Here is a 12093-nt window from a genome sequence, read left to right on the forward strand (position 1 = left end):
GCCTGTCTTTGCAGGCTTTATTTTTATTGCAGTTAATAACTTTTTTCTAAAAGTTATTTAAGGTATAATATAAGAAAATACGTGTAATAAAGGAGGACTTTATGAATATAAGAGAAGAAACTTTAAAACTCCATAAAAAAAATAAAGGCAAACTGGAAATTGTAAGCAAAGTAAAAATAAAAACTGATGAAGATTTAGCTTTAGCCTATACTCCTGGTGTTGCAGAGCCTTGTAAGGAGATACATAAAAATAGTGATTTAGTATATGACTATACTGCAAAGAGCCACATGGTTGCGGTTGTAACAGATGGTTCAGCTGTTTTGGGTTTAGGCAACATAGGGCCACAAGCAGCTCTTCCTGTTATGGAAGGAAAAGCAGTTTTATTTAAAGAATTTGGAGGCGTTGATGCAGTACCTATATGTCTTGCTACTCAAGATGTTGAAGAAATTATAAAAACTGTGGTGAACATTTCACCTGCATTCGGTGGTATAAATCTTGAAGATATTTCTGCACCTCGTTGTTTTGAAGTAGAAAGAAGGTTAGATGAAATTTTGGATATACCTGTTTTTCATGACGACCAGCATGGAACGGCAGTTGTAACTTTGGCTGCTTTAATAAATGCTTTAAAAATTGTAGAAAAAGAATTAAAAGAAGTTACTGCCGTTGTAAATGGTGCTGGAGCAGCAGGAATTGCAATTACTAAATTTTTGATAAAAGCGGGTATAAAAGATGTAATAGTTTGCGATAGAAGTGGTATCATATATGAAGGAAGAGAAGACAAAGACTTCTCTAAAAAAGAAATTGCAAAAATATCAAATAAAGGAAAATTAAAAGGGACTTTGAAAGATGCTTTAAAAGGAGCTGATGTGTTTATTGGGGTATCAGCACCTAATGTATTAAATAAAGAAATGATAAAAACAATGGCCAAAAAACCAATAGTTTTCGCGTTAGCCAATCCAGTGCCTGAAATATATCCTAATGAAGCAAAAGAGGCAGGAGCTTATGTAGTAGGTACTGGTAGATCTGATTTTCCAAACCAAATAAATAATGTGTTGGCTTTTCCAGGTATATTTAGAGGGGCATTAGAAGTTAGGGCTACTACAATTAACGAGGAGATGAAAATTAGTGCTGCTTATTCTATTGCCCAAACTGTTTCAGAAAGCGAACTTGATCCGAAGTATGTAATTCCAAAGCCCTTTGATAAAAGAGTTCTTAAAAATGTAGCAATAGCAGTTGCGAAAGCGGCAATAGAGACAGGGGTAGCGAGAGTCAACTTAGATTTAAAAGAGTTTGAAAAAAGTTTTAATAAATAATAAAGTAAGCAAGAGGTGGAAGGATGTGAATAAACGTCAAAAATTTTTCAAGGGAAAGCTATATAAATCTGTAAGAGGAAATTTTTTTGAAGAAGAAACTTACGAAAATACAGATAGAAAAAATTTAAAGGGAAAAAGCAATTTTTTCATCTCTTATAAATCAACAAGACCATCAGGAACTGGCAGATGAAGGGGAAGAAATCTATGAAAATGAGTGAAAAATGGTGAAAATTTTAGAATATAAGAGATATTTTTATTATTTGATGAAAATATTAGAATAAATCACTTACTTTAGTGTGAAAAAGCTATTGACGAGAGGATAAAAAAATGTAAAAATATATTCGAAGGTCAAAGAAAGTCAAAGTAAAAGTAAGAGACGTGGTGATGGAAATGGCAAGGCTTAGTGATTTGATTGAAAATTTTATAAAAGAACTAATGGAAGAAGCTGGTAAACATTATATAGAAATTCAAAGAAATGAATTAGCAAATGTTTTTAATTGTGCCCCATCTCAAATAAACTATGTGTTAGAGACGCGTTTTACTATTGACAGAGGATACATCATAGAAAGTAAAAGAGGTGGCGGAGGTTATATAAAAATTTATAAAACTTCTATATCAAACAATTGGATAAATAAAATAATAGAAAGTATAGGAGATAATATTTCGGAGAGTAAAGCAAGGCATTACATTGATGCTCTTTTAGACCACAATATTATAACTTCCAGGGAAGCAGCTTTGATGAAAGCTGTAGTTAATGATAAAATTCTTCCTTTTTCTCAAGAGGATAAAAATATGTTGCGAGCATTATTACTTAAGGCAATGCTTATAGAAATTGCTCGCAACAAGTAAGGGAGGGAATTTTTGTGATGTGTGATAAATGCAAAATAAGGCCTGCTACAGTTCATTTCACTAAAATAGTAAACGGAGTAAAAACTGAAACGCATTTGTGTGACCAGTGCGCAGCAGAAGAGGGAATTTTAAATACAGAAGTTTTTTCAACTTTTACACCTTTTTCAGTTCAAAATTTATTGTCAGGTTTAATGGACTTTTTGCCTGGAATAGATGACTTTACAAAAAAGCCTTTAAAGTGTAGTCGCTGTGGCATGACTTATGAAGATTTCAAAAAAATTGGAAGATTAGGGTGTAGTTTCTGTTATGATGCTTTTGCTGAGGAACTGGCTCCTCTGATGAGGAGAATACACGGCAGTACAGAACACAGAGGAAAAATTCCTAAAAAAGCCGGGGGTAGAATGAGAGTAAAAAGAGAAATTGAGGAACTAAAGTTACAATTAGAAAAAGCTGTTAAAGAAGAAGCTTATGAAAAAGCAGCAGAACTAAGAGATAAAATCAGAGAATTGGAGAAAGAATTAGGAAAGTAGGTGACAAAGATGTTTAAATATGATAAAGATGTGGTTTTGTCTAGTAGAATTAGACTTGCTCGAAACATCAAAGATATTCCTTTTCCTACTATTATGACAGAAGAGCAAGGACGCAAGGTTATAGATTTAGTTAGAAAGGCTATATTAGGAAGTAATACTATTTTGTCTACCCAATTTGTAGAATACGACATGAAGAAATTGACCCCTATTGACAGGCAATCACTTGTAGAAAAACACCTTATAAGCCCTGACCTTTCACAAAATACAAAGAGTGGTTATGTACTTATAAAAGATGACAATACAGTAAGCATAATGGTCAATGAAGAGGACCATCTTAGAATACAATGCATATTAGAAGGATTAAAGCTTAATGAAAGCTGGGATACTGCGGATAAAGTTGACGATTTGATTGAAGAAACTATCGACTATGCCTATGATGAAAAGATAGGTTATTTGACTTCTTGTCCTACTAACGTAGGCACAGGGATACGAGCCTCAGTCATGGTTCATCTTCCCGCTCTTACTATCACTGGGCAAATAAGCAATATTTTGAATTCTGCTTCCAAAATAGGTATGGCAGTAAGAGGAATATACGGAGAAGGTACACAAGCTTTGGGAGATATTTATCAAATTTCCAATCAAGTCACTCTTGGCCAAAGTGAAAGAGAAATAATTGAAAATATTGAAGGAGTGGCAAGACAAATTATCTCTAGCGAAAGAAAAGCCAGAGAGGACCTATACAAAAAACAAAGAATTCAAATAGAAGATAGAGTAGGAAGAGCCTATGGAATTTTATCTCATGCAAAAATAATGTCTACCAAGGAATACATGACTTTAATGTCTGATGTGAGATTAGGGGCAGTTTTGGGAATATTAGATGTGGACATAAATAGAATTGATATTCTCACTACGCATATACAACCAGGTAATTTACAAAAAATTTATGGAATTCAGTTAGATCCCTATGAAAGAGATGTGAAAAGGCAGAATATATAATAAGTCAAATAAACAGAAAAGATAATTTGTAGGAGGTGTTTGATATGGCAATGTTTGGAAGATTTACAGAAAGAGCTCAAAAAGCTCTTTATTTGGCACAGGAGGAAGCGAGGTCTTTTTATCATAATTATGTAGGGACAGAGCATATTTTATTGGGATTATTAAAAGAAAATGAAGGTATAGCAGCAAGAACTTTAAAAAAATTAGGAGTAACTTATGAAACTACAAGAGAAAAGGTACTATCTTTGATTGGAATGGGAAATATCCCGGGTGACGTGGTAGGATATACACCACGGGCTAAAAGGGTATTGGAATTGAGTCTTAGTGAGGCAAGAAGATTTAATACCAGCTATATTGGAACCGAGCACATTTTATTAGGGATTTTAAGAGAGGGTGAAGGAGTCGCTGTACGAATTTTAATGGAACAAGGTATAGATTTCAATAGAGTGAGAGAGGAGATTGTAAAGATGCTTAACGAAGAGCCTTCAGGAGGACCTGCAAAGGCAACAAAGGTTAAAAATACAAATACCCCTACTCTAAATCAATTTGGAAGAGATTTGACCGAGCTTGCAAGAGATGGTAAACTTGACCCTGTAATAGGAAGAGAAAAAGAGATTGAAAGAGTTATACAGATTCTGAGCAGGAGGACAAAAAATAATCCTGTCCTAATAGGTGAACCGGGTGTTGGTAAAACTGCTATTGTAGAAGGACTTGCTCAAAAGATTGTAGAAGGTGAAATTCCTGAAATTTTGAAAGATAAAAGAGTTGTAACTTTAGACATGGCTTCTATGGTAGCAGGTACAAAATATAGAGGCGAATTTGAAGATAGGTTAAAAACAGTATTAAATGAGGTTATAAAGGCAGGAAATGTGATACTATTTATAGATGAGATGCACACTTTAATTGGAGCAGGTGCAGCGGAAGGTGCAATAGATGCATCAAACATTTTAAAACCGGCACTTGCAAGAGGTGAAATTCAAGTAGTTGGAGCAACTACTTTGGAGGAATACAGAAAATATGTAGAAAGAGACCCTGCATTAGAAAGAAGATTCCAACCAATAATTGTAGATGAACCAACTGTGGAAGAGACTATTGAAATATTGAAAGGATTAAGAGATAAATATGAAGCCCATCATAGGGTTAAAATTACTGATGAAGCTTTAGAGGCAGCGGCTAGACTTTCTCACAGATATATTGCAGATAGATTTTTACCTGACAAAGCTATTGACTTAATAGATGAAGCTGCTTCTCGCGTAAGGTTGAAGACAGTGACTGCACCTCCAGAGATAAAAGAACTGGAAGATAAAATCAATGACCTCATAAAAGAAAAGGAAGAAGCGATAAAGACTCAAGAGTACGAAAAAGCTGCGAAAATAAGAGATGAAGAACAAAAATTAAGAGAAGAATTGGAAAAATTAAAAGCCAAATGGCAACAAAATTCTCTTTCTAATGAAAAAAGTGTGGGACCAGAAGAAATTGCACAAGTTGTATCTCTGTGGACAGGAATACCTGTAAAAAAATTGGCTGAAGAAGAATCAGAAAGGCTGTTACATTTAGAAGAGATATTGCATGAAAGAGTCATAGGGCAAGATGAAGCTGTAGAAGCAGTAGCAAGGGCTATAAGAAGGGCAAGAGTGGGCTTAAAAGATCCAAAAAGACCAATAGGTTCGTTTATCTTCTTGGGTCCTACTGGAGTTGGTAAAACAGAACTTACAAAGGCTTTGGCAGAAGCACTTTTTGGCGATGAAAATGCCATGATTAGGCTTGATATGTCAGAGTATATGGAAAGGCATACCGTCTCCAAACTTATTGGTTCACCTCCAGGATATGTAGGATTTGAAGAAGGTGGACAATTAACAGAAAAAGTAAGAAGAAAGCCCTATTCAGTAATCTTGCTGGATGAAATTGAAAAGGCCCATCCTGACGTGTTTAACATTCTCCTTCAAATATTAGAGGATGGAAGACTCACTGATTCAAAAGGTAGGACTGTAGATTTCAAAAATACCGTTATAATCATGACATCAAACGTAGGAGCAGAATTGCTAAAAAAACAAGCTACTTTAGGATTTATGCCACAAGAAAAAGAAGATAAAGCTTCTCATGAGAAGGTAAAAGAGACACTAATGGCAGAATTAAGAAAGACCTTTAGACCTGAATTCTTAAATAGGGTGGATGAAATAATTGTATTCCATCAGTTGACAAAAGAAGACATTGAAAAGATTGCTGATATAATGATGAAAGAATTGAATGATAGATTAAAAGAGAACAATATTAAACTGGAGTTTACCCCTGAAGGTAAAGAGGAAATTATTAAACAAGGATATGATCCAAACTACGGTGCAAGGCCTTTAAGAAGAGTTATACAAAGGATTGTAGAGAATCAATTGTCTGAACTTATGTTGCAGGGGAAAGTAAAACCTGGAGATGAGCTTATAGTGACTGCAAAAGATGGAAAAATAGAGTTTGTGAAAAAAGATGCGGTTCAAAAGACTTAGCCTCGAGCTAAGTCTTTTTTTACTTAAAGATAATATATATATTCAGTAGAAGTATTTGAAGAAGGTGTGAGCATATGGAAAAAGATAGGTTTTATACTGTAAGAGGTTACCAAATTCGTTTCCAGAAGAGGAAACAACTTACCCCAGCAATGGAAGACTATATAGAAATGATCTATAGAGAAAGTCTTAAAAGTCCCTATACCCGTGTAAATCTTCTTTCTGAGCTTTTAAATGTAAAAGCTCCTTCAACTACTAAAATGCTTCAGAAATTAAAAGAATTTGGGCTTGTGGAGTATCAAAAATATGGGGTGGTAGGTTTAACAGAAAAGGGCAAAGAAATGGGTAAGTTTTTATTGGATAGGCATTCTACTGTAGAGGAATTTTTAAAAAATTTAGGGGTTAAAGAGAGATTGTTAGAACAGACAGAATTAATTGAACACAATATATCTATTGAAACGTTAGAAAAAATGAGAAAATTTAATAGGTTTTTAAAAGAAAATCCAGAAATAAAAGAAAAGTATCAAAAAAGTAACCCGTAAATGTGGGTTGTCAGCCTTTTGAAGAAGTATTAATGGATTTTAGTAGCTTTAAAAAGGAATTTATAAGGTACAATGAGCAAAAGCTTGCAGATTATAAGCCTATTAGTGTGTGCGAAATTTTAATTTATGTTGTACAAAAAAATATATTGACATTTGGTTAAGTAAAATATACAATAATATTAAAAGTAAGCGCAAGCGATTGCAACACTGTTGCAATTAAGCGCTTTTAAAAAATACATTTCAAGAAAGCGATTGCTGTAATATATTAGCAATTACTTGTAAGATAGAATTAATACTGGTGGTAGCTTTCTAATCACATTTATGTAGGTGCTATCATTCTATTATATAGATAGATATAAAGGGGGTGAAGAGCCAGATTCAAAAGAACGATGGAATGAATAAAATAGAATCAAATACTTTTGAGATAAAAATTTTTTGACAACACAAGAAAACGTTTTACATTTTTGCTAAAAGATTTATTCAAGCCATTAACACAAAAAAATTAAAAAAAGAGGTGTGGATATTCATGAAAAAGTATTTATGGCTGATTTTAATACTTGTAATATTTATGACTTTCACTGCTTGTGCGCCTGAAAGTCAGTCTAGTACACCACAACCAAGTGAGGTCAATAAAGATGGACAATTGTTACCAGAACCGGGTGCAAAATTGCTCGTCTGGGAAAGTGAAGGTCCGGAGGGAGAATTCATTCAGTATGCAGCGAAGAAATTTACTGAAAAATATGGTGTTGAAGTGGTGTATGAACCCGTTACTCATACGGATGCTCCCGGAAAACTAGCTACAGATGGCCCGGCAGGAATTGGTGCCGATGTATTTGCAGCACCTCATGATAAAACCGGAGAGCTGGTGGCTTCAGGTCTAATTCAAGAAAACGATCTTTTTGCAGACCGAATTCGAAATGAGTTCATGCAAGGAGCGGTGGATGCAGTTTCTTTCCAAGGAGTTGTGTACGGATATCCAACAGGAATTGAAACTTATGCCTTGTTTTACAATAAGGAATATGTAAAAGAGCCACCTAAAACTTATCAGGATATTGTCGAATTTGCAAAGGAATTTAATGACCTTGCATCAATCGATTTGGGTTTATGTGGGATGTAGGAAATGCATATTACTCCCATAGTTTTGTAGCAGGATATGGTGGTTATGTCTTTGGAAAGGGAGGAACAGATAAGGATGACATTGGTTTAAACTCAAAAGAAGCAGTTGAAGGTGCCAAATTTTTAGTTTCTCTTAAGGAGATTCTACCTCTAAAGAGCGATGATACCAATTATCAAGTCATGGATGGCATGTTTAAAGAAGGTAAGGCCGCTATGATAATAAATGGACCATGGGCAGTAAGGGGCTATCAGGAGGCAGGTGTTGATTTTGGTATTGCACCACTTCCGTTGTTGCCAAACGGTGAACATCCTGCAAGTTTTTCTGGTGTTCGTACCATGTTTGTAAGTGCTTATACGAAATATCCTAATGCTGCAAAACTATTTGCTGATTTTATTACTTCAGAAGAAATGCTACTGAAACGTTATGAAATTACAAAGCAGATTCCTCCAATGAAGTCATTAATGAACGCAGATATCATTAAAAGCGATCCCTATGCGGCACCTTTCCTGGAGCAAGCACAGTTTGCTGTGCCGATGCCTTCCATCCTCAAATGGGGGTTGTCTGGGAGCCGTATGCCAGGGCGTTTCAGGTTATGTGGAATGATGGTGTAGACCCGCAAAAAGCACTGGATGAAGCTGTTCAGACAATAAAAGATGCAATTGCCATACAGTAAATATTTATCTAGTTATCTATCATTTGCATCTGCAAATGACTAGATTTTTCTAAAAAGATGGGAGGGAAAAGCATGAGAAGATCCAAAAAAGCAGCATTACTTTCTGCATTATTTATGGGACTTGGACAGCTATATAACCGAGAAATTGTCAAGGGCATTTTGATTGCCATTATTGGCATTATTATTGTCATTAATATTCCATATTTTCTTTACGCCTATTGGGGCCTGATAACACTAGGAGAACAGCCTTTACACTATGTGAACGGAATTGCGCAGGGAGATCATTCCATATTTTTATTGATACAGGGTATTATAGCGGCTTTAGTTACGCTTGTTATTTTAATAATTTATATATTAAATATTGTTGATGCCTTAAAAACCGGGGAGGCGAGGGAACAAGGCGAAAAGCCTATGGCATAGGTGATTTTATCAAACATATTTCTCATAAATATTTTCCTTATTTTTCTTTAAGTCCTTTATTTATTTTAATATTGTTTTTTACCGTACTGCCGATTTTATTTACCATTTCCATCGCTTTTACCAATTATTCTGCTCCTAATCATTTACCTCCCAGAAACCTAGTAGACTGGGTAGGTTTTACAAATTTTAAGAATTTGGTAAATTTAAAAATATGGAAAAATACTTTTATTGGGGTAGGCATTTGGACCGTTATATGGGCGGTATTGGCAGCCTTGACCAGTTATTTTGGAGGGTTATTACTGGCTTTATTGATTAACTCCTCGGAAGTTCGCTTAAAGAAGTTTTGGCGAACCATTTATATATTACCTATGCAATACCGGGGTTCATTTCTATCCTGATTATGCGATTAATGTTTACGGGATTAGGGCCAGTCAACAGTTTTCTGGTAAAGCTGGGATTTGAACGAATACCGTGGTTGACCAATTCTACAATGGCAAAGCTGGTGGCGATTCTGGTGAATATATGGCTGGGAGCTCCTTACTTCATGGCGTTAATGTCAGGGACATTGACCAACATTCCTAGTGATTTGTATGAAGCAGCAGAGATTGACGGAGCTACTTCAAGCCAAAAATTTTGGAAAATTACTCTGCCATTGGTGTTGCATGCCACAACACCGCTATTGATTTTAAGTTTTACCCATAACTTCAATAACTTTACGCTGATTTACCTTTTAACCAATGGAGGCCCTGCAAATCCTGCATATCGCTATGCAGGACATACAGATATTTTAATTTCCTGGATTTACAAGCTAACCATAGAACAAAATCAATATCACATGCTTCTGTTATATCCATTATTATGTTCATTGTTATCGCCACTATATCTACTTTAACCTTTAGCAAGACAAAGTCTTTCAGGGAGGAGGACATGATACAATGACAGTGAAATTTAATGAAAATCAACTGACAACGGGAATGAAGTCGCCAAAAAAAAGGATTACTCTTGTTGATATGATCCGTAAAGCATGCATTTATAGTCTTCTTGTTGTCATTAGTCTTATTGTTATTATTCCTATACTATGGATCATTGGTTCTTCCTTAAGTCCAGGCGACAGTTTGTTTAGCTCTACCTTGATACCCAAAAATCCCAGCTTGATTCATTACCGTAATTTGCTCACTAACTCGGATTTTCCCCTGTGGTATAAAAATACGTTGAAAATTGCAACAATTAACATGGTTGTATCAGTTTTTTTATCCACCAGTTCTGCGTATGTATTTTCGCGATACCGGTTTAGGGGAAGAAAGCCAACATTGATGGTAATGCTGGTGCTTCAAATGTTTCCGAGTTTTCTGGCTATGACAGCCATTTACGTATTGCTACTGCAGTTAGGATTATTAGACACTCATCTTGGATTAATTCTTGTTTATGCTACTGGCCAAATACCTTATAACACATGGGTGGCAAAAGGGTATTTTGACGGGATTTCACGCAGTATGGACGAAGCTGCAAAAATTGACGGGGCATCCAATTTTACAATATTTTATAAAATTATTTTACCTTTGGCAAAACCCATTATTACCTTCATAGCCTTAACCAACTTTACCGGACCATGGATGGACTTTGTGCTACCAAAATTAATTCTTCGCAGTGCTGACAAAAAAACCCTGGCAATGGGATTATATGACATGGCCGTCAATCAACACAATACAAAATTTACTGTTTTTGCAGCCGGAGCTGTGTTGGTAGCTATTCCCATTACATTGCTATTTATCTATCTCCAAAAACATATTGTGGAGGGACTAACAAAAGGAGCAGTAAAAATCTAATACTTTAAAACAGATTAAGCCTATAGCGTAGAGGTTAAATTTGGCTAAAAATGAGACTTTAAAGGCTTAATTGACTAATCACAAAATATTGAAATAGGGGGATGACCTGTGGCTGCTTTAATTAAGAAAAAAAATTTAAGTGTTTTAGTGGTCGTGATAATACTGCTGGTTTTCTTTTTCAGTTTTCAGCCGGTTACTGCCGAAGCCACGAGTACTGGAGGATTAGGCCCTGTAACGCCAAAGGATACTATTTATCAAATTATTACAGATCGGTTTTATGATGGTGATCCATCAAACAATATTCCTCCAGGTTTCGATCCTACACTTTTTGACGGAACAGGAACTGACTTGAAGCTGTATCAAGGAGGTGATTGGAAGGGAATTATTGAGAAAATTCCTTATTTAAAAGAAATGGGCATTACAGCAGTTTGGATTTCTGCTCCTTATGCCAATCGTGATACGGTAATTGAAGATTATCATCCGGACGGCAGCGTCGACAGGTGGACCAGTTTTCACGGATATCATGCTAGAAACTATTTTGCTACTAATAAGCATTTCGGAGAAATGCAGGATTTTATTGCATTGAGGGATGCTCTCCACAGCAACAGAATAAAACTGGTTATTGACTTTGTATCAAATCATAGTAGCAGATGGCAAAATCCTACATTAAACTATCAGCCGGAAGATGGAAGATTGTACGAACCTGACAAAGATGAAAATGGAAATTATGTATTTGACAGTAATGGAAATCCGGCAGATTATAACGGAGACGGAATAGTTGAAAATTTATTGGCTGATCCACACAATGATATTGATGGTTTTTTCCACGGATTAGGGGATCGAGGAGATGATACTACTAGATTTGGGTATCGTTACAAGGATTTGGGTTCTCTAGCAGATTATTCTCAGGAGAATCCCGAGGTGGTGGAACATCTAGAAAAAGCTGCAATATTTTGGAAATCAAAAGGTATAGATGGTGTACGTCATGATGCAACTCTTCATATGAATCCAGCTTTTGTTCAAGGGTTTAAAGATGCGATTGATTCTGCACCAGGGGGACCTCTTACTCATTTTGGAGAATTTTTTATCGGACGTCCAGATCCTAAATATGAAGAATATCGTACCTTTCCTGATCGAACTGGGGTTAATAATTTAGATTTTGAATACTATCGTGCAGCGACCAATACTTTTGGTTATTTTTCTGAAACCATGAGAGACTTTGGTGAAATGATGATAAAACCAGCAATGATTATATTTATGAAAATCAAGCGGTTACCTTTATCGATAATCATGATGTAACCAGGTTTAGATATATACAGCCAAATGACAAACCTT

The 12093-nt window shown here is 35.5% G+C and carries 12 protein-coding genes and 1 pseudogene; all 13 read left to right on the top strand.

Going from position 1 to position 12093, the window contains the following annotated elements:
• Positions 1 to 101: 101 nt before the first annotated feature.
• Positions 102 to 1313 (top strand): NAD(P)-dependent malic enzyme, encoded by a 1212-nt coding sequence (locus JCM7501_RS10140; protein ID WP_028991979.1) that lies wholly within the window; start codon positions 102 to 104, stop codon positions 1311 to 1313.
• Positions 1314 to 1338: 25 nt separating this feature from the next.
• Positions 1339 to 1503 carry a hypothetical protein gene (locus JCM7501_RS10145; protein ID WP_256201387.1) on the top strand — a complete coding sequence of 55 codons (165 nt, stop codon included), beginning with the start codon at positions 1339 to 1341 and terminating at the stop codon, positions 1501 to 1503.
• Between the two features lie 194 nt (positions 1504 to 1697).
• Positions 1698 to 2162, top strand: a complete 465-nt coding sequence (locus JCM7501_RS10150; RefSeq protein WP_013150826.1) for a CtsR family transcriptional regulator — start codon at positions 1698 to 1700, stop codon at positions 2160 to 2162.
• 14 nt (positions 2163 to 2176) lie between these two features.
• Complete coding sequence (locus tag JCM7501_RS10155) at positions 2177 to 2692, top strand: UvrB/UvrC motif-containing protein (RefSeq protein WP_012995950.1); 516 nt, start codon at positions 2177 to 2179, stop codon at positions 2690 to 2692.
• Positions 2693 to 2701: 9 nt separating this feature from the next.
• Positions 2702 to 3720: pseudogene (locus JCM7501_RS10160) on the top strand (protein arginine kinase).
• Between the two features lie 12 nt (positions 3721 to 3732).
• A complete protein-coding gene (locus tag JCM7501_RS10165; RefSeq protein ID WP_013150824.1) occupies positions 3733 to 6183 on the top strand; it encodes an ATP-dependent Clp protease ATP-binding subunit in 2451 nt (816 codons plus the stop codon).
• Positions 6184 to 6257: 74 nt separating this feature from the next.
• Positions 6258 to 6722: a metal-dependent transcriptional regulator gene (locus JCM7501_RS10170; RefSeq protein ID WP_013150823.1), complete on the top strand. Its 465-nt coding sequence runs from the start codon at positions 6258 to 6260 to the stop codon at positions 6720 to 6722.
• A gap of 526 nt (positions 6723 to 7248) precedes the next feature.
• The gene (locus JCM7501_RS16680) at positions 7249 to 7839 is read left to right on the top strand and encodes a sugar ABC transporter substrate-binding protein (protein WP_256201388.1); all 591 of its coding nucleotides are present in this window, start codon (positions 7249 to 7251) and stop codon (positions 7837 to 7839) included.
• Entirely contained in the window at positions 7827 to 8450 is a 624-nt protein-coding gene (locus tag JCM7501_RS16685) for an extracellular solute-binding protein (RefSeq protein WP_256201389.1), read from the top strand. Before JCM7501_RS16680 ends, JCM7501_RS16685 begins: the two co-directional genes overlap by 13 nt.
• A gap of 134 nt (positions 8451 to 8584) precedes the next feature.
• Positions 8585 to 8932: a DUF5683 domain-containing protein gene (locus JCM7501_RS16690; RefSeq protein ID WP_256201390.1), complete on the top strand. Its 348-nt coding sequence runs from the start codon at positions 8585 to 8587 to the stop codon at positions 8930 to 8932.
• A gap of 343 nt (positions 8933 to 9275) precedes the next feature.
• On the top strand, positions 9276 to 9824 hold the full coding sequence (locus JCM7501_RS16695) for an ABC transporter permease subunit (RefSeq protein WP_256201391.1): 549 nt from the start codon (positions 9276 to 9278) through the stop codon (positions 9822 to 9824).
• Positions 9825 to 9867: 43 nt separating this feature from the next.
• Positions 9868 to 10758 carry a sugar ABC transporter permease gene (locus JCM7501_RS10185; RefSeq protein ID WP_013150820.1) on the top strand — a complete coding sequence of 297 codons (891 nt, stop codon included), beginning with the start codon at positions 9868 to 9870 and terminating at the stop codon, positions 10756 to 10758.
• A gap of 108 nt (positions 10759 to 10866) precedes the next feature.
• The gene (locus JCM7501_RS15160) at positions 10867 to 12057 is read left to right on the top strand and encodes an alpha-amylase family glycosyl hydrolase (RefSeq protein ID WP_256201392.1); all 1191 of its coding nucleotides are present in this window, start codon (positions 10867 to 10869) and stop codon (positions 12055 to 12057) included.
• The last annotated feature ends 36 nt before the right edge of the window (positions 12058 to 12093 follow it).

The organism is Thermoanaerobacter thermocopriae JCM 7501 (assembly GCF_001310975.1).
Lineage (GTDB): Bacteria > Bacillota > Thermoanaerobacteria > Thermoanaerobacterales > Thermoanaerobacteraceae > Thermoanaerobacter > Thermoanaerobacter thermocopriae.

What these genes read in the sequence shown, in the direction of transcription:
- JCM7501_RS10140 (WP_028991979.1), top strand. Translation starts at nt 102, where the DNA reads ATGAATATAAGAGAAGAAACTTTAAAACTCCATAAAAAAAATAAAGGC.
- JCM7501_RS10150 (WP_013150826.1), top strand. Translation starts at nt 1,698, where the DNA reads ATGGAAATGGCAAGGCTTAGTGATTTGATTGAAAATTTTATAAAAGAA.
- JCM7501_RS10165 (WP_013150824.1), top strand. Translation starts at nt 3,733, where the DNA reads ATGGCAATGTTTGGAAGATTTACAGAAAGAGCTCAAAAAGCTCTTTAT.
- JCM7501_RS10170 (WP_013150823.1), top strand. Translation starts at nt 6,258, where the DNA reads ATGGAAAAAGATAGGTTTTATACTGTAAGAGGTTACCAAATTCGTTTC.
- JCM7501_RS16680 (WP_256201388.1), top strand. Translation starts at nt 7,249, where the DNA reads ATGAAAAAGTATTTATGGCTGATTTTAATACTTGTAATATTTATGACT.
- JCM7501_RS16685 (WP_256201389.1), top strand. Translation starts at nt 7,827, where the DNA reads ATGTGGGATGTAGGAAATGCATATTACTCCCATAGTTTTGTAGCAGGA.
- JCM7501_RS16690 (WP_256201390.1), top strand. Translation starts at nt 8,585, where the DNA reads ATGAGAAGATCCAAAAAAGCAGCATTACTTTCTGCATTATTTATGGGA.
- JCM7501_RS10185 (WP_013150820.1), top strand. Translation starts at nt 9,868, where the DNA reads ATGACAGTGAAATTTAATGAAAATCAACTGACAACGGGAATGAAGTCG.